Below are 21,144 nucleotides of genomic sequence, written 5' to 3' on the forward strand. Positions count from 1 at the left end.
TGGCTTGGAAACTTGGTGTCTTAAAAAACAATAAATTTTGAGGGGATCCGCAACGTGGCTGATGCATCTTGTTGTTCAATGTCATCAATCACAAATGTGATCGGCGTAATGTTGTCAGTCAGCACGTTTGGCGGGACACTTACACTCAGAGGCAGTAAATAGGTTTGGTCTGGTTGTACAGTGATGGCGTTGGCAACACTGAGCGTTGCCTGCTCAATCCCCTCGATGTGGACGTGAAACAGTTGCGCCGTGCCTGATTTGTTGCTGATTTTTACGGTATAAATGTTTTCAACTTTGCCATCGACACTGTAGCGAGACAGCTGGTTGCGGTCGCGCAGTACCGACGCTTCAAAGGGCAGGCGGGTCATCGCATCAGCAACGAACAGTCCTATCATTGTCAGGAGGACCATTGCATAGCCGATGACCTTCGGGCGCCACAGATTTACCCTGTCACCGTTTAAACGGGAACCGGAAGAGAAGCGAATCAGACCTTTCGAATAGCCCATTTTATCCATGACATTGTTGCAGGCGTCTACGCAGGCACCGCAATTGATGCATTCGTACTGTAGGCCATTGCGAATGTCGATACCGGTCGGGCAGACCTGGACGCACAACTGGCAATCAATGCAATCCCCAAGACCCTTTGCAGCTCTGGTCTCGGACGACATTTTTTTACTGCGAGGTCCTCTGCCTTCGCCGCGACCTGCGTCATAGGTTACTGTTAGTGTATCTTTGTCGAACATGGCGGATTGAAAACGTGAATAAGGGCACATGTGTGTACACATGAGGTGTTTCATCCAGCCTGCATTCAGGTAAGTGCAAAGGGCGAATAACCCAATCCAGAAGCCCGGCCAGAAAGGCGTGCTGCCGTTAGCAACATGACTAAAAAGCTGATCTATTGGTGTGAAGTAACCTACAAAGGTGAGTGCGGTAAACAGAGATACGCCAATCCAGCATACATGTTTCAGTAAGCGACGTGACAGATTTTGATAGTGCCAAGGTGCTTTGTCGCGAGCGATGCGGCGGTTACGGTCTCCTTCGGTCACTCGCTCGATGAGATTAAACAGCCAGGTCCATGCTGTTTGTGGGCAGGTAAAACCGCACCAAACTCGGCCTGCAATGGATGTAACGAAAAACAATCCAAAGGCAGCGATGATAAATACCCAGGCCATCAATGTGAGATCCTGTGGCCACAACGTCCACTGAAAAACATGGAAACGCTGGGCAGAAAAATCCAGCAAAATGGCCTGGCGACCCTCTACGGATAGCCAGGGCAACAGGGCAAACAGTAAAAACAATACAATGTATGACAGGCTGCGCCGCCGTTCAATCGGTCCCTTTGCTGAACGCACATACAGTTTATCGGCCTGCAAAGGGGCCTTGTTAAAGGGCGAATCGACAGACACTATTTTGATGGGGATATGTTCGGCCATACAGCCTCCTAAGCCAATCGTTTAAACATGAATGGGCTTAGCCTAGACCTTGTGTGTCCTGAGGTTCTTCTCTAACTATTCCGTAAATCTGTCGTAACGCTGTGATCGGTGTGTTTACAATCTAATTACGTCAATATCTTCCAAAAAACGCTGAAGACGTGCTTTGACGTCAGGTTGGGAAAGAACAGGGGAATTGGTTTCCCATGTCATCCAGTTCAGACCGTTGAGTATGGCCTGGCGGAATTGATTCTCGGCTTTGTTCCAATCGCCACTGACAATAAAGTATTCCGTTGCAGCAAGGTGAAAATCCGGACCCGAAGCATGCTCTCTGATCAGGTGTTCAACCTTGGCAAGGGTACGGGCAGCGTAGTCGTGGCTCGTTGGGTGCTGATGTTTTTTAAGGGCCAATAGTGCATATGCAGCGAAACGAACATCATGAGTAGGGCGCATGCGGATGTTTTGGTCATCAAGCCCCAATGAAAGCAGAATGTCTGATGCTTGAGCGTAATCGCCATCAAAGAACAACGCCAGGGCACGCCATGCGGTAACAATATTGTACGCTTGGCTGCCTTTGATGGTCGACTCAGCCGCTTTAATAAACCCTTTTTCCGTATGGGTCAGCAGTGGCGCAAAAGGATCAACGGTCGACAAGCAATAATTGGTTGCCGCAATATGGAAGATGTCGTTTTGTACAGGAAGAGGCATGCTTTTCAGTCTTAGCAATCCTTGCTCTCCCGCGCTCCATTTGCATTCTACCAAGGCGCGTCTGATATCGATGCGTATTGTGTCTCTGGGTTGATTGTCCGGAACGCTCGCTAATAATGACAGCGCCTGATGAGGCTGACCAAACTCAAAATATAACTGCGACTTGAGGAACTTCAATAACGAGGAGGTCGGACTGAGAGCAAGCTGATCGTTGAGTATGGCTTCCGCCTGGGAAAATTTTCCATTGTCACTCAACAAGGTGATGTATTTGCTCAGCGCGCTGTAACTTAGCGGATCATAGACATAGGCTCTGCGCGCGTATTCCAGCGCCTGGACTAAATTTCCCAGTCGGTAGGACGTGTTCGTCATATCGGGATAGAGTACCTGATAATCCCCCTCTGTTCGTTCGATGGCCTGTGACAAAGCCTGCATGGCCGCTTGATGGTCGCCACGGTGTATATACAGTTTTGCGCGCTGACGATACCCCTGGTAAGCCGTCGGGTATGCGTCAATCATCCGGTCTGACAAGTGCTGGGCTTTTTCATCGTAAGTATTACTGACGGTCAATTTGGAAACGCTGTAGGCCAGATAGAGTTCACTGAGTACATCCATGGTGGCGAGGTCGTCAGGATGCAGTTTTAGTTGCGACTCCAGCGTCGCGATCGTTTGCGGAAATGCTTCAACCCGGTTGTGTTTCAGTGTCAGTCGAGCGCGGAGTATTGCCAGGTTGTTGTCGTTGTTATCGATTGGCGCGCTTTCCGCGGGCGTGTCAATATTCAGGTAATCTGCAATTCGCTGGGCAATCTGGTGAACCATTTCAGCCTGCGAACGTTGTTTTTGTGGCACTGACAACTGCAATGTTGCAGCGGCACCTTCGATATCGCGAAACGTAACATCAATGGTTATTTCTGCATCGTTATAGGTAAAGTCGGTGTTCAAAATATGTGTGATACCCAGCGCCGCAAGTTCAGGTGTATTGTCCAAGGAGGCGATAGAAGGGTCGTTGGTGCTGGTTGTGGTAACGCGGGGGAGCTGAGCTATCGCCGATTTAAGCATCATTTGTGTTTCGATGATACTGACATCCTGCACCTGATTGTCCGTTTCCAGTGCAATCAGGAAGTGTTTTTGAGGCACCTGATCACGGGTATTCAACCAAACCAATATCAGCACCAAACCGAGGACCGCCAATAATCCGGCATAAAGTCCTTGGGTTGGTTTTTTGCTGACGCTATCTGCAACCGGCGGAGGTGTTACATGCTGTGTGGTGGCGGGTCCGGCTTTTTCGGCAACGTTGTCAGTTTTAAGTGGCTGAATGTCTGCAATAAAACGGTAGCCCTTCTTAGGCACAGTTTGGATGAAGCTGGGCTGGCGGGAATCGTCACCAAAGGCTTTTCGCAAAATCGCAATGCGCTTGTGAACGACGTTGTCACTGACAATGGCACCACGCCATACCGCATCAATGATCTGGTTGGCACTGAGCACTGTGTTCGGATGCTCAATAAAATAAGCCAGTACTTCAATGGTCTTTGCTTCGAGCTTTTCTTCCTGGCCAGCAACCATGACGGTCAACTGATCCAGGTGCACCTCGACATTTCCATTCAGTAAATAATCGTCACCAGACATGTGTTTACCCATGTTTACCACCACAAGCGGTGGCGTTGTATTGATTGATGTCGCAGTGGCCTGGCGTGTTGCGTCGCCTTAATGGTGGCAATCTTTTTTATAGTCAAAAGCAAGCATAGCACCAATCAAAATGAATAAGAATCATGGTGTTAACCGCCAGGAAGCTTTACGGAAGGTTTCAAAAAGGTTTACTGCAACCGCATTGGTCAAAATGTGCGCAAGTTCATTTTTGATAGCGAGCACAGTAATGACAGATTCTAATGCGTTCAAACTGGTATTTGTGGTGAGTGTACTCTTAACCATTGAATCGATGATTCTAGCAATGGTCAACGGACAATGGTTGCAGCCTGTGGGTATGAGCATACTTTTAATGTTGGCAACCGGACTGTGTGCATTCGGGGTGTTGTCCGGAGTTGTTGCAAAGCATTTGTGCGCAGCCACGCTGATGCTCTACGCAGCGTTGCACATCAATATGGCTTTTGGTCTCACGGAATTTCACTTTGAAATCTTTGTTCTGATGAGTTTCCTCATCGTATTTCGTCAGGCCTATGTCATTCTGACCGCAGCCGTCACGATAGCCACACACCATGTCATCTTCTTCCTGATGCAACGGGCAGATTTAAACGTCTGGGTGTTTGAGGATGGTCACCTAAGCATACAAGTCTTGATGATCCACGCCCTCTTTGTTGTTTTCGAGGCGGCTTTTCTGATGTTTATCAGTGTGCGCATGCGTCAACAGCAGCGAGTCAACGACTGGTTAATGGACGCAACAGGCAACATTGATTTAGGGGATAAACTCGATTTAACCGTGGCCTGCAAAGACGACAAACATCCAATCCTGTCCTCTTTTAATGGCAGTATCGAGCGCATTTGCCATGCAGCCAATGCCATGAAATCGGTCAGTAGTTCAACCCTGAACAGTTCCAATCGCATCGATGATTTGATGAACAATCTGATGTCTGTCATTGGTGAGGTGATGGAACGAATTCAGCACATCGCCGTTGCATCGGAACAATTCAGTAAATCCATCGAAGATGTGAATAAAAACACCTCAGCCAATGCTGAAGACATTGCGGACGCCAACGCGCTCGTTGCCGGTGGCCAGTCGATCATTGCTGACAATCAACAGGCGTCAATTGAGTTGGGGCAAAGCGTGGAGGCGGCAAAAGGGGCTGTAAGCGATCTGGTCGTGTCGACGGAAAAAATCTCATCCGCGCTGCAAATGATCGAATCCATTTCCGAACAAACCAACTTGTTGGCGCTCAATGCAGCCATTGAAGCAGCGCGCGCCGGTGAACACGGTAGAGGGTTTGCTGTGGTGGCCGATGAAGTCAGGGCGTTATCCGTACGCACCCAGTCTTCGACGGAAGAAATCCGTTCTATCATCGACACGGTTGGCAACAACAGCGAGATCGCAAATGCGGCGTTGGGTCGCTGTGGTGAACTCTCGGAGCAGGTATCGTCCCACGCCCGACAAGTGGATGCATCATTCAATGAAATCGCAACACGATTCAGCCAGATCGAGACCCGCGCGGCCAGTATTGCCACGGCATTTGAGGAGCAGTCTCAAGTAAGCCGAGCGTTGTCTGTTGCGGCCAATACCCTGACCAGTATGGCAGAGAAACAACGACAAACCGGCGAGGACACGCGAGGAGAAAGCAGTAAATTGAGCCGCGTGGCTGCCGAGTTGGCGAGTCTCTCTGAAACGTTTATCACCGCTTAGGGACAGGGCGAAATGAAGGTTTTGCTGACAATCCTGTGGTTGGGGGTGCTGATGTCGACCTTTGTCGTCACCTTATGGCCACAAACCGTTTGGTTTGATGCCAAGGGACGATGGTTGAGCCCTGATATCCACAGGGAGTTACTGCAGCAGTTGCGCCCATTCAAGCCCGAAGGTGGCGTAGCGACCTGGGTGTTTTTGAAACCTGGTTGCCTGTGTCAATCCCTCGCTGAACAGCACATCGTTGAGGTTGTAAAAAAGCTCGAGCGTTTCGGTCCTGTGCGGGTTGTTCATCGACCACCCGCCATCATTCCGTCGGTACCCGCGTTGATTGTGGCGAATTTGGACAGTGAACAAATTCACTATGCAGGACCGTTTTCTCAGGGCGCATTATGTGGCGTAACCGGCAGTGTTGTAGAGCGCCTGATTGACAGTAATCAGCTGTTGAACAACCAAATCATTAATGACGTTCAGGACGGCTGCTATTGCCCGAATGAACCCAAAACCTTGTAACACACTAACCAATTGAGGAGTCCAACATGAAATACCCAGTCGTTTTTTTGGTGCTAGCTATGCTGAGCGGGTTGATGGGGGGGTGTTCTTCTACCCCTACGGTCAGGTCGAGTGGGGCTGCACAGAGCGAGATTGCAGCGTCGAAAACCTATGCCTTTATCGACGAGGAAACATTGCTGCGTTCAAACCCCGAGTTTCCTGAAATGAACGTCCATGCCATTGATGCTGAAATTCGTGAGGCACTCATCTCAGCGCTCTCTGTGAAAGGATTTACCAAGGTCGACGCAACTGAAGCTGACTTGTTAATCGGGTTTGCAGTAAGTGCCGAACAGCGAAGTGATATTTATGAGGTGTATTTGAACCGTCGATTTGCTATGCCCCCGCGTGCGTTGGTCGTTAATGCGGATGACTATATTGAAGGTGGGCTGATCGTTGATATTTTCAGTGCGAAACGAGGTCTGCCTTTATGGCACGGATGGGCGAAACAGCGCTTTTTCAGTAAACCCAGTGAAGAGCGTAGAAAACAAACAATCTCTGATGCGGTATCTTCTATCATTACTGGCTTACCTGATAGCCAATAGCGTTTTAAACGTAACAAAAAAGCGGTGCATTTATGCACCGCTTTTTTTGTGTCCTGAGTCTCTTGCGTTCCTGTTCAAAACGCAGGTCAATAACCTCACTCATGCTGTATCTCAGAATGACCGTCAGTGCACCGTTCAGGATTAAGACGGCATTGAATGGCCGCAATATCGTTATGTTGTTCGAAGCTGATGGTGGCAGCGCGCAGGCCGATAGCCACGACGATACCCGTCAGCAGCAATCCTTGCAGAGCAATGAGGATTGCAATCAGCTTGCACATCTTCTTGTGTGGACGCATGTCACCGTAGCCGACGGTTGTCGCGGTTATCATGGCGAAATAAAGGCCGTCACTGATACGCCAATTTTCACGGGTGGCAATCCACACGCCCATGGCCAGGATGATCAGGATCATCGGTAACCACAATGGCATGGTTAGCCACAGACCGGTGGTGAAAATTTTCAGGAAAGTTGTAACAAAGTCCAGGTTCACGAGGGACTCCAGATTAGAAAATGGCAGGGACAAGGCATTGTCCCTGCTGTTTCAGATTAGGTGACTTTCACCCGGTACAGCCAGGCATACAGTACCGGGATCACGCCCAGGGTCAGCAAAGTTGAGAACAGCAGGCCGGCCATGATGGCGATGGCCATCGGCTCCCACATGGCGCCGCCGCCAAGGTACAAGGGGATCAAACCCAGTACCGTGGTGGCGGTGGTCAGCAGGATGGGGCGGGCACGTTGTTGGGCGGCATTGAGGATCGCTTCATCATGTTCAGCACCCTCATCGAGTTCAATCTTGATCCGTTCGAGCAGCACGATGGCATTGTTGATCACAATGCCGGCCAGCGACACGATGCCGAGGATGGTCATAAAGCCCATGTAGGAATTGGCGATCAGCAGACCCCCAATCACGCCAATCAGGCCCAGTGGGATCGTGGCCAGTACGATACCGGCTTTGCGCACACTGTTAAACTGGGCAACCAGAACGATAAGAATGATCATACCGGCGATACCGAGTTTTTCGGCGATGGACTGGTTGGCTTTGCCGGAGCTTTCCTGTTCACCGCCAAACTCGAAATTGACGTTGCCCCAGCGGGGTTGTTGCTCAATTAACCAGCTCTCAAGTTCGCCGGCCACGGCAGCGGCATTGGCATCGCCCACCAGTTGAGCGCCCAGTGTGACCGTACGCACCCCGTTTCGACGATGGACCTTGGCCACATCCCAGACCATTTCGACGTTGGCAACCTGACTCAACGGCACGGATTGCCCGGTGGATTGCGCATACACTGACAGGGATTCCACTTTGCCAAGGGTTTGCTGGCCGCTCATGCTGGTGCGTAGCAGTACTGGAATGGAGTCTTCACCTTCGCGGAATTCGGTTAGCTCCAGGCCTGACAGACCCGATTGCAGTGAAATGGCGATGTCCTGGCTTGATACCCCGGCCCGCTGGGCACGCACCTGATCAATGTCGATGCGTAGTTTTTTGATCCGTTGGCCCCAGTCGTCGGTGACATTCTGCAAGGTCGGTAGCTGTCGCAGGTGTGCGCGCAATTCTTCTACCGCACCGAACAGTTGGCCATTGTCGGTACCGGACAGCCTGACTTCAACCGGGTTATCGACAGATGGGCCATTGCCAATTAACTTCAGTTTCAGGGTCAGATCCGGGTAATGGTCTTCACCCCAGCTACGCAGTTTTTCCATGTAATCAGGAATGTCAGACGCCCGGGTAACATTGGCAATGATCAGGGCATAGTTGCTGCTCGAGGGTTTAGGGTTATGGGACAGAATAAACCGTGGTCCGGCATTGCCGACGTAGCTCACCCAGTTAATGATGCCATGTTCATCATCGGCGCCTACCGCCAGTTCTTCAGCCATGAAGGTTTCAAACGCAAACACGATATCCTGTGTGCTTTCAATCGCATAGCCGGTTGGCAGTTCCATTTCGATTTTAAAGTAGTTCCGATCGGATGGCGGGAAGAACATTTTTGGCAGAAGTGATGTGGACAGCAACGCCAGCACAAGCACTGCCGAGGTTGCCAGCAGGGTGATGGTTTTGTTTTTCAGCATGCTGTGCAGCAGTGCCCGATAGCGTTGGTACCAGATAGAGGGCAGGGCGTCGGGTTGTGCAGTGACTTTGAGAAACTTCACACATAACAATGGAATGATGGTGAGGGCGACCAGCCAGGAACAGAGCAGGGTGATGGTGACCACCTTGAACAGAGACGCGGTGAACTCCCCGACGTTCGACTCCGCCAGATAGATCGGCAGAAACGCTGCTGAGGTCGTGATCGACGCGGTCAGCAAAGGAATACGCAATTCGGCGGCCGACGCAATGGCTGCGTCAAAGGCCTTGGTACCCTTTTCCATTTGCACCAGGATGTTTTCCGACATCACGATGCCATTATCAACCAGCATTCCCAGTGCAATGATCAGTGCTGCCAGGGAAATCTGATCCAGACCGATATCAAATCTGTCCATGACAATCACTGACAGCAACATGGTGGTGGGGATCAGCATGGCTACTACCAGTCCGGTGCGAAAGCCGAGGCTGAGCAGCATCACAAAGGTCACAACGGCGACTGCCTGCAGCAGGTTTGACATAAAGTCTTTGACCTTCTCATCCACTTCCTGAGGCGAAAAGCTGACCAGATCAAAATCGATACCGTAGGGATAACGCTGTTCAAGGGTTTGGATGGCCTGAAGGACATCTTCACCGAGCTTGATATTGTTGCCGCCTTCACGCATGGAGATGGCAATACCCAGGGCATGCTGGCCACTGCTGTGTACGATGGAGCTGGGCGGATCGACGTAGCCACGGGTAATGGTTGCAATGTCGCGCAGCATCACCAAACGGTTGGTCTGTGGCGAGGCGATAATGGTGCTGCCGATGTCTTCTACTGATTCAAAATTACCGGTGGGCTCCAGGGATATGCGCTCATTACCGAGGGAGAACGAGCCCCCTGAAATGACAATGTTGCGGGCCTCCAGCATCTGTGACAACTGATAGGGTGATATACCCAGTTCCGCCAACCGGGCGTTGTTGTACTCAACAAAAATCCGTTCTTCCTGTTCGCCCAGAATGTCGATTTTTGCTGCGTCGGGCAGCTGGTGGAGGTAGTCTTTGACGTCTTCGGCAATGTGTTGCAGTGCCGCAGCATCAAAGCCTTCACCGGTGATGGTCATGACCACGCCGTACACATCACCGAATTCGTCATTGACAAAGGGGCCGACTACGCCGTCGGGTAGGTCAGGGGTCACATCTTCGATTTTGCGTCGCAGGTTGTCCCAGATCGGACGCATGTCTTTGTAACTTTCCTGAATGTTGACCAGTACGATAGAAACCCCGGTGCGGGATTCACTCTTTACAAAGTCAAGTTCGGGGATCTCTTTGACCGCTTCTTCCAGCTGTGCTGATACCAGTTCTTCCACCCGTTCAGGGCTGGCGCCGGGGAAATAGGTCAGGACCTGTGCCGTTCTGACGATAAAACCCGGATCATAGGCTCTGGGCATGGTATTGAACACCTGAAATCCGGCGACAAAGATCAGTACCAGCATCACCCAGGTGATGCGGTTATTTTCGATGGCGAGGCGGGTGATGTTCACTGTGACCACTCCTCACTGACACGCACGGTGATGCCGTCGGACATTTTGCTCATGCCGGCGGTAACGATGCGATCACCTGCCTTCAGGCCTTCGAGGATCACGATACCTTGCTCAGTCACCTGACCGGTGGTGACCGGCGCAGCCACGACGGTGCCACGATCGTCCTGAATGTCCGTGACCAGATAGACATAGCGACCGGTGTTGGTTTCTACCACTGTTTGGGTAGGTACCACGATGCGTTGCTGCAGGTTACTGTCTTGCTGGGTGCCGCGCACCGTCACCGACATACCGGGCAGGATATTGAGCTCCGGCACCTGTGGCATGTTAAAGGTGACCGCAAAGGTTCTTGAGCCAGGGTCGGCCTCGGTGGCGACGGCTTGCAGGGCAAGGGGGTATTGTTTGTCTGATAGGGCATCAAAAGAAGCAAACACCTTGGCGTCAGCGTCTTCTTTGAGGTGGATCATCACGGTTTCGGGAATGTCCACCTTGATGTGTAAGGCGCCGACATCCTGTAACGTGACGATCGGCTGCATGGTAGACACGTCTTCAAAATTGTCCACATGACGACGGGCAACCCGCCCGTCAAAGGGCGCTTTAAGTACCGTGTATTTGACGTTTTGTTCGGCAGAGGTTAATGCCGCTTTGGCTGACGCTTGCTGGGCTTCCAGTTTGTCAAAGTCGGCCTTGGCAATCAGATTCTGTTTGATCAGGTTTTTGGCCCGTTGGTAGTCGGCGTCGGCCTGCTCAAATTCGGCCCTACGGCTGTCGAGCTGGATTTGGTAATCGGTATCGTCCAGCATGGCTAGTACATCCCCCGCGCTGACCCTTTCACCTTCTTTGACCTTTATGCTGGCTAAGGTGCCGGGTACCCTGAAACCCAGATCCGCTGTCTGCGCAGCTTCAACCACGCCGGGAAATTCCCGCCAGTCGGCCACACTGCGTTCATTCAGCGTCAGAGTTTTGACCAGCCGCGGGGTGGTGGCAGGTTCGGGGTGTTCAACTTTGCTACACGCGCTGAGCAGCGCAGCGCTGACAATCATCAGTAAGGGCAGGGGGCGTTTGAGCATCATGTTATTCGTCCTTTGGGGTCGGTCCATACACGTCGTTCCACGTACAGGGTACTGTAGCGGGTTGGGTAAAAGATGAAAGGTCTTGGGCCGGTATTTTTTGCAGGAGTTCCTTGGCTGGGTTCAGAAATGGGCAGCTTACCCATACAAGCGGCTACACGCCGACAGGAAAATGCCTTTGAAACGTGTTTGTTCATTGAGCATTCATCCGCGGTTGTCCATGCTTAGCGTTAAGACTGAACCAATTTGTCAGGCTTGGGAGCTGATTGTTGACGCCAATGTCAAGCGTTGATTAAAAGGGAGGTGTTATGAGAAAGGGGATCATTGTATTCATTCTGGGCGCACTGCTGAATACGGGGTGTTCTTCCGATGCAGATGAAGAGGAGGTGCCAGTACATCAGAAAGGGGCCTATGTGTTTGCAGTGATTTTTGAAAACGCTGCATGGTCTGAGCAGAAGAAGGGGTTATTCATTGATGGGCAAGGTGACTTATACACCTACGACATCAGCAACATGGGCCTGGACAGTGTCCTGCATGATGAGACCCTGACAACTCAGCAAATGGATGGCTATTTTGGCGTGTTGCCGGTGTTACAGGAGTCTATTGCCCAGCAGACCTTCAGCACGATGTGGAATGCAGTGCCCGCAATCGATGCCGGTTCACTGGGACAACAAACGGCCGAATGTGCCGATGCCGGAAACTACGTGTATCTGGCGTTTGACTACACCGCACAGACCGACACGTATCGCCCTATTCTCATTTATCATACCGGCGATTGGCGTCAGGAAAACCTTAGCGCTGAGGCGACGGCAGTGAAAGACTGGCTGGTTGAGCTGGCACTGAACTACAGCATTGCCTACGAGCTGATGCCGGGCGAAAACAACTGGTGCTCGGGGATGTAATTGTCCGACCGACCTGAATGATGGTTGTTGAGGCGGCAGTTGGGATGATGCCCATGACTGTTGCAGCAAACAATACCGCTGACAGTATCTGAAAAACGGCATTATGCGCGGCTGGTTTCCTGTACCTGTATACGCTCTTTGTCTTCTAAATAGCGTCTTCGCAAAAAGATAAGGACTGGGGTGTTGAGCAGTGTGTAACGTATGTGCTACCAGAGAGGTTAAATAGTAGCTATTTTGGTTAATCTTTGTAAAGGATAGAATTCTAATGAATGGCTGATAAAGCCTTATTTTATAAGGGTTTAAGGCGTTTTAGATAAACCAGGATAAATGCCAATAAAGCGAATGGCGTCCCCACCAGGAATTGCTATCACAATATAAATTGTTGATTATTAATGGTTTTACTTTATATCGCTCAAATAGTGCTACGTATGTGCTACTAGAGCAATGTATCATCAAGGTTTCTTCGTGCTGTCCAGGTAACTTGTGGTGCGATACCGATTCTCAACACAAGTTGAGGATATTCATGGCCGCCAAATAGTGTGCTGACCTGATTTCTCATGTGGGGGTTCTGGATGGCTTGATTCATGAATGAAGCTGACAGGCCATTTCGTGTGAAATTCAGTAAAGTGTTCATTAACGTACGCCCAGTGTTTAACCATCCATGTTGGTTATCTTCATGAGTTGATATGGCCATAAGCATAGGGCTGCCGGTTGTGAGTTTCGCTTGATTAAACCGTCCCGTCTCTCTTCCTAGGCTGGTGATGCGCAGTAGCAGTTTAATAAGCGGCGATGGCAAGTTGATACTAAAAAAGCCGAAATGATTCATACCATCGTGTTTAAGCGTAAATTTCGAACGCAGCCATGAAGAAAACTCCTGCCTGTGCCAGGCATGGGCGTGTTGTGTTCGTACTGCTTGTGCAGTCATTCGCCCAAATGTCTCTCTGATCACCTCATCGTTGGTGAACGTTGTTGCTACGTCGAGTTTCTTTGCAGCACGCATGCATTCTTCCTTCAGAGATCCTGGTATAGCTGTATCGATAAACCATCGTCTGTTTGTTTGGCGTTTTTTTATCGCATGAAAAAGCTGTATTTCGTGTACAGAGGGATCATACCCCTCTGTCATTTCGATACGGGCAAGATGATTGTCCTGGTGGTTGATCGTGTATATCACGTGCGTTTTCAAACCAAAAAAATGGGCTGCGATTTCAAGTGTGTGTATGGCCGCACCACAGCTGATTATTACCTCACGCTGTTGTGGATCAGCAACGTGAGAACAGCGTGAGGGATCTGAGAAAACATCGATTCCACAACTGTTAATTTTGAAGCGCCATGGTTGAGCATTGTAGTGCGATGGCGCCAGAAGTGCGTAATGCAGTAGAAATCTGAATTGGTGAGAGGTGTTTCCTGAGTATGGGAACAGGTTTTCATCGATTTCTCTTGGAGACAGTGGTGTGTAAACCATGAATCTCTGCTCCTCTTTTTTGGCTTGCTCTGTTTACTTTTCAGTTAAGCCTAGCACAGTCAGTCCTGACCTTTTTGATCCGAATCAACACAAGACATTCTAGTAATAGTTGATCCAGATCAATCTATATATTGTGCCTAGATGTTTAAGATGGCACAACATATAGTGCTTGAGGGTGGGGATGAAACCGTTTAATACAAGTAAACCACATGTATTGTTCCAGGAAGTGCCAGATGAAGTGAGTTTAGCGTTCACTATCTCTGGTTGCCCATTGGGGTGCTTCGGATGTCACAGTGCCCATACATGGGATCCTTATTTCGGTGTTTGTCTGACTGACGGGCTGTTCCTGGAATACCTTTCCACCTATAAACAATTGATTTCATGCGTGGTTTTTTTTGGTGGTGAATGGCATGTGGACGCGCTACTGAGAAAACTGCAATTAGCGCGTCGCCAAGGGTTAAAAACCTGCCTGTTTACAGGCTTGGACAGTATCCCGAAGGTACTCCAGCAACAACTCACTTATCTTAAAACCGGTCGATGGCTCAAAGAAGTAGGAGGGCTGGACAGTCCCACCACTAACCAGCGGTTCATAGAGCTGTCGAGCGGTAATTTGCTCAACTATAAATTTCAGGAGAACACCAATCATGTTGCAGCTTGATGAAAGCCACATACAACAAAAACTTGCTTTTATTCAGGATTATCTCAGTGCACACAATGCTGCCGATGGCGCTAAATTGGATGCCAACGCCAATGTCACAAATAAAAATATAGCTACGTTAGAAGCTGAACTGATGAAGGACTATTTTATTCAGGTTAATCGTGCTCAGGTGGCAGATAAAATTGCCTCGTTGTTTGGTGATTCCCTTGCCAAAGAATACATACGACAGATTCAAGAACATGAGATTTATGTGCATGATGAAACCAGCCTGAAGCCGTATTGCGCATCAATTACCATGTATCCGTTCCTGCTACATGGTCTAACGGAGCTCGGGGGCGAATCCAAGGCTCCGAAGCATTTGGAGTCCTTTTGCGGTAGTTTTGTGAATTTGGTGTTTGCGATCAGTGCGCAGTTTGCAGGGGCTATAGCGACCGTCGAGTTTTTAATTTATTTTGACCACTTTGCCAGAAAGGATTACGGCGATGATTACTTGTTGACTCATAAAAAACAGATAGAAAATCATCTTCAGCACGTCGTCTATGCACTCAATCAGCCAGCTGCAGCCAGGGGCTATCAGAGTGTATTCTGGAACATCTCTATTTATGACCAGTATTATTTTCAGTCAATGTTTGGCGATTTTGTGTTTCCGGATATGGCGAAACCTGAGTGGTCAAACATTGCCCAGTTGCAGTCTTTTTTTCTGACCTGGTTTAACCAGGAACGAGAAAAAAACGTTCTGACATTTCCTGTCGTAACCGCCGCAATGCTGACCCACAATGGTGAGGTAAAAGATCGTACATTTGCGTCAACCTGTGCTCAATCGATCAGTGAAGGTGGTGCATTTTTTGTGTACCAATCTGAGCGCGCTGACTCTCTGGCTTCATGCTGTCGATTGCGCAATGAAATAACGGATAATACCTTTTCCTATAGCCTGGGTGCAGGCGGCGTATCAACAGGCTCTGTTAATGTTATTACTATCAACATGAACCGTCTGGTCCAGGATGGTCGCGATCTTGCCAGTGAAATCCGCAAAATTCACCGGTATCAGGTCGCGTTTCGAAAGCTGATCGAAGAGTACCAGCAGGCCGGGGCGTTGCCGGTATATGATGCGGGTTTTATCAATTTAGACAAACAGTTTTTAACCATTGGCATTAATGGATTAGCAGAGGCGGCTGAATACAAAGGGTTGATCGTCGGCAACAACGATGAATACAAGGCTTTTATCACTGAACAACTCAAGACCATATACGATCAAAACCGTATTGCATCCAGGGATTTCGGTTATATGTTTAACACTGAGTTTGTGCCTGCTGAAAACCTGGGTGTTAAGAACGCTAAGTGGGATATTGAGGATGGGTATACAGTTGGCCGAGACTGTTACAATTCCTACCTGTATTTGGTCGAGGATGAAGGTATCAATCATCTGGACAAGTTTATTCTGCACGGTACTGACACAACACGGTATCTGGATGGCGGTTCGGCCTTACATTTGAACCTGGAAGAAAAGCTGAGTTTTGCCAATGCTATGCATTTGTTGGATATAGCGGCTAAGACGGGGTGCAGTTATTTCTGTATCAACGTGAAAATTACTATCTGCAATGCGTGTGAGACGATCGATAAACGAACATTGTACAAGTGTCCGTCTTGCGGTTCTGAAGACATTGATCATGGTACTCGGGTGATCGGCTATCTGAAACGGGTTTCAGCCTTCTCTGCGGGGCGCAGAAAAGAACACCAGTTGCGCCATTATCATCGTCAGAAAGTGTAAAAGTGCCAAGTAGCAGGCTGTACTGCGTGCAGTCCTGCTTAGTTTTTTTGCTTCTTACTACCAAAGTGGTACAGGGATACTCCTTAAAACTCATTTTGGATGCGTCGATTCTACGTACAATGATGGCCTGCAATAGTCACTCAGGAACACGATTATGGAGTCACACTTCAATCAATTGTTACGCATGGCGCATGAACAAGAAACGCCGCAGCGGTTGTTGTTTTTATTTGCCAGCGCTAAGACATCGAATAAAAGTCGAAAACAGGAAGAGAAGAAGGGCACGATTGAACCCACGATGGTAGTGGATAAATTGCCTGAGGAATTATCGGATTTCAACACACTGGTTAACGAAGCGGACGGCATCAGTAAGGCGTGGGACTTTGTTTTCATCGCCAGTCTGGGAGGTGATGGTGATTTTCCGCCGAGTAGTGATGATGCTGAACCCTTCCTCAACCAGATGACCAATGATGTGGCAACTGGCAACAATATCATGCGTTATGTGGTGTTTGATCGTCAGGAGAATCCTATCGAATTGAGTGCACACTAGTTTCCCGAACGGGAACCCCCAGGTAGGCACCACGTCAATCAGATTTTTATTCTATGAATGATGCAATGGGGGCGATAGGTTTCCTTCAAATACCACTCTGCCGAGTGACAGTATATGCATCGGCAGCCACCACTCCATTAAAACGGTGTACCAGCCTGTTGTCATCAGGAGCGAGGTCGGCCTGATGTTTTTGCTCAATCGAGCCCCTTTGTTCAGCCATGTAGCTCTCAGAAACCAGTCCGATCAGCCCCGTCCTTTTCAGTCTGTTTGGTATTGACTGGGCGTCTTGCGGTTACAGGTGTAGGAATATGTCTGCCAGGTTGTTCTGCTTTATGAGTCGATCACACTGCACATAGAGTATCTGCTCTTCCTTATTGTTGTGCTCTGTGAGAAGTTGTTCGAGTTCGGTTTCTAATGCTTGGGGATCTCTTTCAAGGCACAGATCCTCGTGTATGTGATCGAGTAATTTTTGGATTAAACCGTGTTCCTGGCGCATCACAAACGTCGGACCGCTCATGTGCATTTGGGCGGCGCCTTCAAAAGCCGGAAACAGTAGTTGCTCCTCCCACTCAATATGCTGTTTGAGACCGTCCCTGAACTTGTCAAAAAAGGCTTTCGCGTGGTTGCGATTGTCAAGTTTGAAGCGTTGATATTGTCGGTATAGAAAGTCCAGCCTATCGTGGTCAACGCTAAAAAATTGTGTGATCAGATTATTCATAATAACGACTCCTGAAGAATGCCTTGTCGGATGAGAATTGTTTACTGCTGAGTGAAAAACTGTGTTTCTTTGAGGTCTTTAACTGATGTTCATTGGCCTTGACTATACCCTTCACATTCGTCCGTCACCACACGGGGCATCATCATTCAGTGAGCGCTGAACACGAGAAACTACTCACTTTGAGGTAATGTGTATTATGTGCTTCCATGCCTTGTAGAATACCGATTGAAGCACCGTTCTAACGTACCCATTCGTTGTAAATTCTGGCCTGTATATCTCCACAGTCTACCTACAAAAAAAGCATTGATACCGATTCATTGGAATAGTTTTTTTGCGGCTGTTCTTTAGGCTTAAGTCATGTCTTTTACCCACGGTTGCTATCGTCCGTTGGCACTAAAAGCAAAAAGATTGATTGCGTGATCTATTGGGAGCTTACGCGAGGTGTCTTTGGTGCGGTGTCAATGTTGATAAAACAGCTATTCAGACCATGAATACCACTAACAACGTTCAGGCGGAGTCCTCCCATGTCTACTGAAAAATTCAACATTCTAAAATTCAGCGGTAAGATGAAAATACTGCACCTGTCCTGGATGGCTTTTTTCATCAGCTTTCTGGTTTGGTTTAATTTCGCACCATTGTTGCAAGCGGTCAAAGTGTCACTTGGGCTAACGACGGACCAAATAAAGACATTGCTAATTCTGAACGTCGCGCTAACCATTCCCGCCCGCGTTATTATTGGCATGCTTACCGACAAGTACGGACCAAGGCTGGTTTATTCAGCGTTGCTGGCGATATGTTCTATTCCCTGTTTTATGTTTGCATTTGCCGATAGTTTTGTTCAGGCAGCCATTGCCCGGTTCCTCCTGGGGTTTATCGGGGCAGGATTCGTGATTGGTATTCGCATGGTGTCTGAGTGGTTCCCGCACAATGAACTGGGTACTGCAGAGGGTATTTATGGTGGTTGGGGAAATTTTGGTTCAGCGGCTGCAGCATTTACGTTGCCAACCATTGCGGTTCTTTTTGGTGGAGAGGATGGCTGGCGCTGGGCAATTGGTTTGACCGGGGTAATCAGTTTGCTGTTTGCGTTTGTCTACTATGCGAACGTGACCAACACGCCGAAAGGGTCAACGTATTTTAAGCCAAAGAACCTCGGCGCCATGGAAGTAACCTCTGTTGCTGACTTCTTTTTGTTATTGATCATGAAGCTGCCCATGTACGCTGCGCTAGCGCTGTTGGCGTGGAAACTCGCGCCAGGCGGCGTAAACATTCTTAGCCAGGGCGTTGTGAATGCTATCTATCTGGGGCTGGTTGCACTGTATTTGCTTGAGCTTCATAAAGTGTGGCAAGTGAATAAAGACATCTTTACCAAGCCGGTTCCAGTATTACACCGGTATAATTTTAAGCAGGTGGCAGTGTTGGATATCTTGTACTTCACTAACTTTGGTTCGGAACTTGCGGTGGTCTCTATGTTGCCGTTGTTTTTTGCTGAAACATTCAGTCTGGATCCGGTACTGGCGGGTTTGGTAGCAGGGGCCTACGCCTTTATGAACCTGATGTCACGTCCTGCCGGTGGTTGGATTTCAGACAAGTTCGGTCGCAAATCCACGCTGATGATCCTGACCGCAGGGCTGGCTGCTGGCTATGCGCTAATGGGAATGGTTGATGGTCAATGGCCGCTTTGGCTCGCTGTAGTGATTGCAATGGGGTGTTCTTTCTTTGTACAGTCAGGTGAGGGGGCCGTGTTTGCTGTGGTACCACTGATTAAACGCAGAATGACAGGGCAAATTGCTGGCATGACGGGTGCTTATGGTAATGTCGGTGCTGTCACATTTCTTACGGTCTTATCCTTTGTTGACTACAGCACTTTCTTTTATGTGATTGCTGTTACTGCTTTGCTTGGCCTGTTTACACTGATGTTTATGGATGAGCCTCGTGGTCAGATTGCAGAGGTGGCGGAAGATGGTACCGTACACATGATTGATGTGAGCTGATCAATGCCGAAATGTATGGTGAACGCGGTGTTGCTGGCTTGTGTTAATTGTTTATAGACTGAGTTGATACATGCCTGATTTTGACTCCGCTGATGACAACGCCACAGCATCGACGCTGATAAGTGTCGATGCTGGCTGTGCCTCTATCGCTGGAAGAAAGCCTGTGAATGAGGATGCTGTTCAGGTTTCGATACCCGAGGCTGAATATGCTCTGACGACCAAAGGTGTGTGCCTGATTATTGCTGATGGGGTGAGTAGTGCGGAGGCTGGACAAGAAGCCAGCCAGTATTCCGTCAGAACATTTGTAGAGGAGTATTATCGGACACCAGACACGTGGTCAGTGAAACACGCAGGGCAAAAGACGTTGTCTTCGATAAACCTAAATCTGTTTAAAAAAAGCCATGCGTTTACCCACCAAGAAAAAGGCTTTCTTTGCACCTTCAGTGGTTTGGTTATCAAGTCTCGTACGCTTCATTTTTTTCATGCGGGAGACTCAAGGGTTTATCGTTTCCGGCAAGGCGAATTGGCACAGCTGAGCCGCGATCATACCGTTAATATTGGCGCTGGCAAAAGCATACTGTCTCGGGCTGTCGGTATGGACAACGATCTTCGTGTTGATTACGGAAAAGCACCAATTGAAGAAGGAGATATCCTGCTTCTGACAACGGATGGTATTCATGATTTTTTAACCTCTGACGAGCTGGTAGGTGTACTCGCTTCCGATGAAAACGCACAATCCCTGTGTGACACCCTGGTTGCCCGAGCTAAGGCTGCTAACAGTGATGACAATATCAGTTGCGCCATAGCGATTGTTCAACATTTGCCGCACGAAAGCAGGGATGACTTCAATACGAAACTGACGAGATTACCCTTTCCCCCTCATCTGGAACCCGGTATGAAACTGGATGGTTACCGTGTCGAACAGGAATTGTTTGCCAGTAGCCGAAGTCAGGTCTACCTGGTCACTGATCTTGATACCGATCAGCAGTTGGTGATGAAAACGCCATCAATGAATTACGTTGATGATATTCACTATATTGACCGGTTTATTCAGGAGGAGTGGATAGGCAAGCGCATTGACAGTGAGCATGTTGTCAAGATCATTCAACAGAACAGACCGCGCTCTTGTCTCTATTATCTGATGGAATATGTGCCGGGTGTTTCTCTCGAACGATGGATGAAGAATAATCCGCTTCCTGCACCTAAACTGGCCATTGGGCTGGTGAAACAAATAGCTTCAGCGTTGCAGGCCTTTCATGGCATGGACACGATCCACCAGGATCTCAAACCGGCCAATATTCTTGTCGATGATTCCATGCACATTAAGGTGATAGATTTCGGCTCAGTATTTGTTGCTGGAATTGCAGAAGTCTTTATTCCTATTGAACACATAGGGGCATTGGGTACAGCAACGTATTCTGATCCTTATTACTTACAGGGCAAGAACACTGGTATACAGGGCGATATATATGCTTTAGCAACGATAACCTACGAGCTGTTTACCGGCGGGCTTCCCTACGGTGAAAAAATTCAAGATTGCGTCAACAGTCGTGACTTTGACAAGTTGCGCTATCACAACGCGAACCGACACAATCCTATTATTCCATTGTGGTTTGACCGTGCGCTGGAGAAAGGCGTTACCTTGGATGAGACCTACCGATATCGTTCTCTGCAGGATTTTTTGCAAGATATTACGCACCCTAATCCCGGGTTCTTGCAGGACGACCCGCAGGTAGACAACAGCAGGAGTTATTTTTTCTGGCAGATCATGTCGGCTTTTTGGGTGCTGATGTTAGTGCTGGTGGTGTTTCTTTTTTCTAACTCAGGATAGTAAGGACGGTGCCAGTTGTGTCGGTAG

The 21,144-nt window shown here is 48.9% G+C and carries 16 protein-coding genes; 9 read left to right on the top strand and 7 right to left on the bottom strand.

Annotated features, from left to right (window positions below):
* Window positions 1–20 precede the first annotated feature (20 nt).
* Window positions 21–1,433 (bottom strand): cytochrome c oxidase accessory protein CcoG, encoded by a 1,413-nt coding sequence (ccoG, locus tag LJ739_RS02110; protein WP_229156949.1) that lies wholly within the window; start codon window positions 1,431–1,433, stop codon window positions 21–23.
* A 114-nt stretch (window positions 1,434–1,547) separates the two neighbouring features.
* Complete coding sequence (locus LJ739_RS02115; RefSeq protein WP_229156950.1) at window positions 1,548–3,773, bottom strand: winged helix-turn-helix domain-containing protein; 2,226 nt, start codon at window positions 3,771–3,773, stop codon at window positions 1,548–1,550.
* Between the two features lie 235 nt (window positions 3,774–4,008).
* Here LJ739_RS02115 and LJ739_RS02120 point away from each other — a divergent pair, with 235 nt between their 5' ends.
* The 3 genes from LJ739_RS02120 to LJ739_RS02130 are packed head-to-tail and all read left to right on the top strand — an operon-like array spanning window position 4,009 to window position 6,575.
* On the top strand, window positions 4,009–5,484 hold the full coding sequence (locus tag LJ739_RS02120) for a methyl-accepting chemotaxis protein (RefSeq protein WP_229156951.1): 1,476 nt from the start codon (window positions 4,009–4,011) through the stop codon (window positions 5,482–5,484).
* Window positions 5,485–5,496: 12 nt separating this feature from the next.
* The gene (locus LJ739_RS02125) at window positions 5,497–5,994 is read left to right on the top strand and encodes a DUF6436 domain-containing protein (RefSeq protein ID WP_229156952.1); all 498 of its coding nucleotides are present in this window, start codon (window positions 5,497–5,499) and stop codon (window positions 5,992–5,994) included.
* Window positions 5,995–6,020: 26 nt separating this feature from the next.
* The gene (locus LJ739_RS02130) at window positions 6,021–6,575 is read left to right on the top strand and encodes a DUF4136 domain-containing protein (protein WP_229156953.1); all 555 of its coding nucleotides are present in this window, start codon (window positions 6,021–6,023) and stop codon (window positions 6,573–6,575) included.
* Between the two features lie 95 nt (window positions 6,576–6,670).
* On the opposite strand, the gene LJ739_RS02135 is transcribed toward LJ739_RS02130, so the two are convergent.
* Genes LJ739_RS02135 through LJ739_RS02145 form a run of 3 tightly spaced genes read right to left on the bottom strand, consistent with a single transcriptional unit; the run spans window position 6,671 to window position 11,243 of the window.
* Window positions 6,671–7,063: a potassium channel family protein gene (locus tag LJ739_RS02135; RefSeq protein ID WP_229156954.1), complete on the bottom strand. Its 393-nt coding sequence runs from the start codon at window positions 7,061–7,063 to the stop codon at window positions 6,671–6,673.
* A 56-nt stretch (window positions 7,064–7,119) separates the two neighbouring features.
* Window positions 7,120–10,173, bottom strand: coding sequence for an efflux RND transporter permease subunit (locus LJ739_RS02140; RefSeq protein ID WP_229156955.1), 3,054 nt, complete (start codon window positions 10,171–10,173; stop codon window positions 7,120–7,122).
* Entirely contained in the window at window positions 10,170–11,243 is a 1,074-nt protein-coding gene (locus LJ739_RS02145) for an efflux RND transporter periplasmic adaptor subunit (RefSeq protein ID WP_229156956.1), read from the bottom strand. Before LJ739_RS02145 ends, LJ739_RS02140 begins: the two co-directional genes overlap by 4 nt.
* A gap of 305 nt (window positions 11,244–11,548) precedes the next feature.
* Here LJ739_RS02145 and LJ739_RS02150 point away from each other — a divergent pair, with 305 nt between their 5' ends.
* A complete protein-coding gene (locus LJ739_RS02150) occupies window positions 11,549–12,142 on the top strand; it encodes a hypothetical protein (protein WP_229156957.1) in 594 nt (197 codons plus the stop codon).
* Window positions 12,143–12,578: 436 nt separating this feature from the next.
* Here the strand turns inward: LJ739_RS02150 and LJ739_RS02155 are convergent, their stop codons facing one another.
* Entirely contained in the window at window positions 12,579–13,604 is a 1,026-nt protein-coding gene (locus tag LJ739_RS02155; RefSeq protein WP_229156958.1) for an Acg family FMN-binding oxidoreductase, read from the bottom strand.
* Between the two features lie 181 nt (window positions 13,605–13,785).
* Between LJ739_RS02155 and nrdG the strand changes: the two genes are divergently transcribed.
* From nrdG to LJ739_RS02170, 3 genes are all read left to right on the top strand, one after another.
* Window positions 13,786–14,262 carry an anaerobic ribonucleoside-triphosphate reductase activating protein gene (gene nrdG, locus LJ739_RS02160; RefSeq protein ID WP_229156959.1) on the top strand — a complete coding sequence of 159 codons (477 nt, stop codon included), beginning with the start codon at window positions 13,786–13,788 and terminating at the stop codon, window positions 14,260–14,262.
* Window positions 14,249–16,030, top strand: coding sequence for an anaerobic ribonucleoside-triphosphate reductase (nrdD, locus tag LJ739_RS02165; protein WP_229156960.1), 1,782 nt, complete (start codon window positions 14,249–14,251; stop codon window positions 16,028–16,030). The genes nrdG and nrdD overlap by 14 nt, the downstream gene beginning before the upstream one ends.
* A 154-nt stretch (window positions 16,031–16,184) precedes the next feature.
* The gene (locus LJ739_RS02170; RefSeq protein ID WP_229156961.1) at window positions 16,185–16,577 is read left to right on the top strand and encodes a ribonucleotide reductase subunit alpha; all 393 of its coding nucleotides are present in this window, start codon (window positions 16,185–16,187) and stop codon (window positions 16,575–16,577) included.
* A 292-nt stretch (window positions 16,578–16,869) separates the two neighbouring features.
* On the opposite strand, the gene LJ739_RS02175 is transcribed toward LJ739_RS02170, so the two are convergent.
* Window positions 16,870–17,295 (bottom strand): hemerythrin domain-containing protein, encoded by a 426-nt coding sequence (locus LJ739_RS02175; protein WP_229156962.1) that lies wholly within the window; start codon window positions 17,293–17,295, stop codon window positions 16,870–16,872.
* Window positions 17,296–17,819: 524 nt separating this feature from the next.
* On the opposite strand from LJ739_RS02175, the gene LJ739_RS02180 reads away from it, so the two are divergent.
* Together LJ739_RS02180 and LJ739_RS02185 are read left to right on the top strand one after the other, a co-directional pair.
* Entirely contained in the window at window positions 17,820–19,286 is a 1,467-nt protein-coding gene (locus LJ739_RS02180) for a NarK family nitrate/nitrite MFS transporter (protein ID WP_229156963.1), read from the top strand.
* A gap of 70 nt (window positions 19,287–19,356) precedes the next feature.
* The gene (locus LJ739_RS02185; protein WP_229156964.1) at window positions 19,357–21,117 is read left to right on the top strand and encodes a bifunctional protein-serine/threonine kinase/phosphatase; all 1,761 of its coding nucleotides are present in this window, start codon (window positions 19,357–19,359) and stop codon (window positions 21,115–21,117) included.
* Window positions 21,118–21,144 lie beyond the last annotated feature (27 nt).

Source organism: Fluctibacter halophilus (assembly GCF_020687825.1).
GTDB classification, from domain to species: Bacteria; Pseudomonadota; Gammaproteobacteria; order Enterobacterales; family Alteromonadaceae; genus Fluctibacter; species Fluctibacter halophilus.

Bases quoted from the DNA above. Each gene is read 5' to 3' on its own strand.
- LJ739_RS02150 (WP_229156957.1), top strand. From the start codon at position 11,549: ATGAGAAAGGGGATCATTGTATTCATTCTGGGCGCACTGCTGAATACG.
- LJ739_RS02170 (WP_229156961.1), top strand. From the start codon at position 16,185: ATGGAGTCACACTTCAATCAATTGTTACGCATGGCGCATGAACAAGAA.
- LJ739_RS02130 (WP_229156953.1), top strand. From the start codon at position 6,021: ATGAAATACCCAGTCGTTTTTTTGGTGCTAGCTATGCTGAGCGGGTTG.
- LJ739_RS02185 (WP_229156964.1), top strand. From the start codon at position 19,357: ATGCCTGATTTTGACTCCGCTGATGACAACGCCACAGCATCGACGCTG.
- LJ739_RS02145 (WP_229156956.1), bottom strand. From the start codon at position 11,243: ATGATGCTCAAACGCCCCCTGCCCTTACTGATGATTGTCAGCGCTGCG.
- nrdG (WP_229156959.1), top strand. From the start codon at position 13,786: ATGAAACCGTTTAATACAAGTAAACCACATGTATTGTTCCAGGAAGTG.
- LJ739_RS02115 (WP_229156950.1), bottom strand. From the start codon at position 3,773: ATGGGTAAACACATGTCTGGTGACGATTATTTACTGAATGGAAATGTC.
- LJ739_RS02180 (WP_229156963.1), top strand. From the start codon at position 17,820: ATGTCTACTGAAAAATTCAACATTCTAAAATTCAGCGGTAAGATGAAA.
- ccoG (WP_229156949.1), bottom strand. From the start codon at position 1,433: ATGGCCGAACATATCCCCATCAAAATAGTGTCTGTCGATTCGCCCTTT.
- LJ739_RS02125 (WP_229156952.1), top strand. From the start codon at position 5,497: ATGAAGGTTTTGCTGACAATCCTGTGGTTGGGGGTGCTGATGTCGACC.
- LJ739_RS02120 (WP_229156951.1), top strand. From the start codon at position 4,009: ATGACAGATTCTAATGCGTTCAAACTGGTATTTGTGGTGAGTGTACTC.
- LJ739_RS02155 (WP_229156958.1), bottom strand. From the start codon at position 13,604: ATGGTTTACACACCACTGTCTCCAAGAGAAATCGATGAAAACCTGTTC.
- nrdD (WP_229156960.1), top strand. From the start codon at position 14,249: ATGTTGCAGCTTGATGAAAGCCACATACAACAAAAACTTGCTTTTATT.
- LJ739_RS02175 (WP_229156962.1), bottom strand. From the start codon at position 17,295: ATGAATAATCTGATCACACAATTTTTTAGCGTTGACCACGATAGGCTG.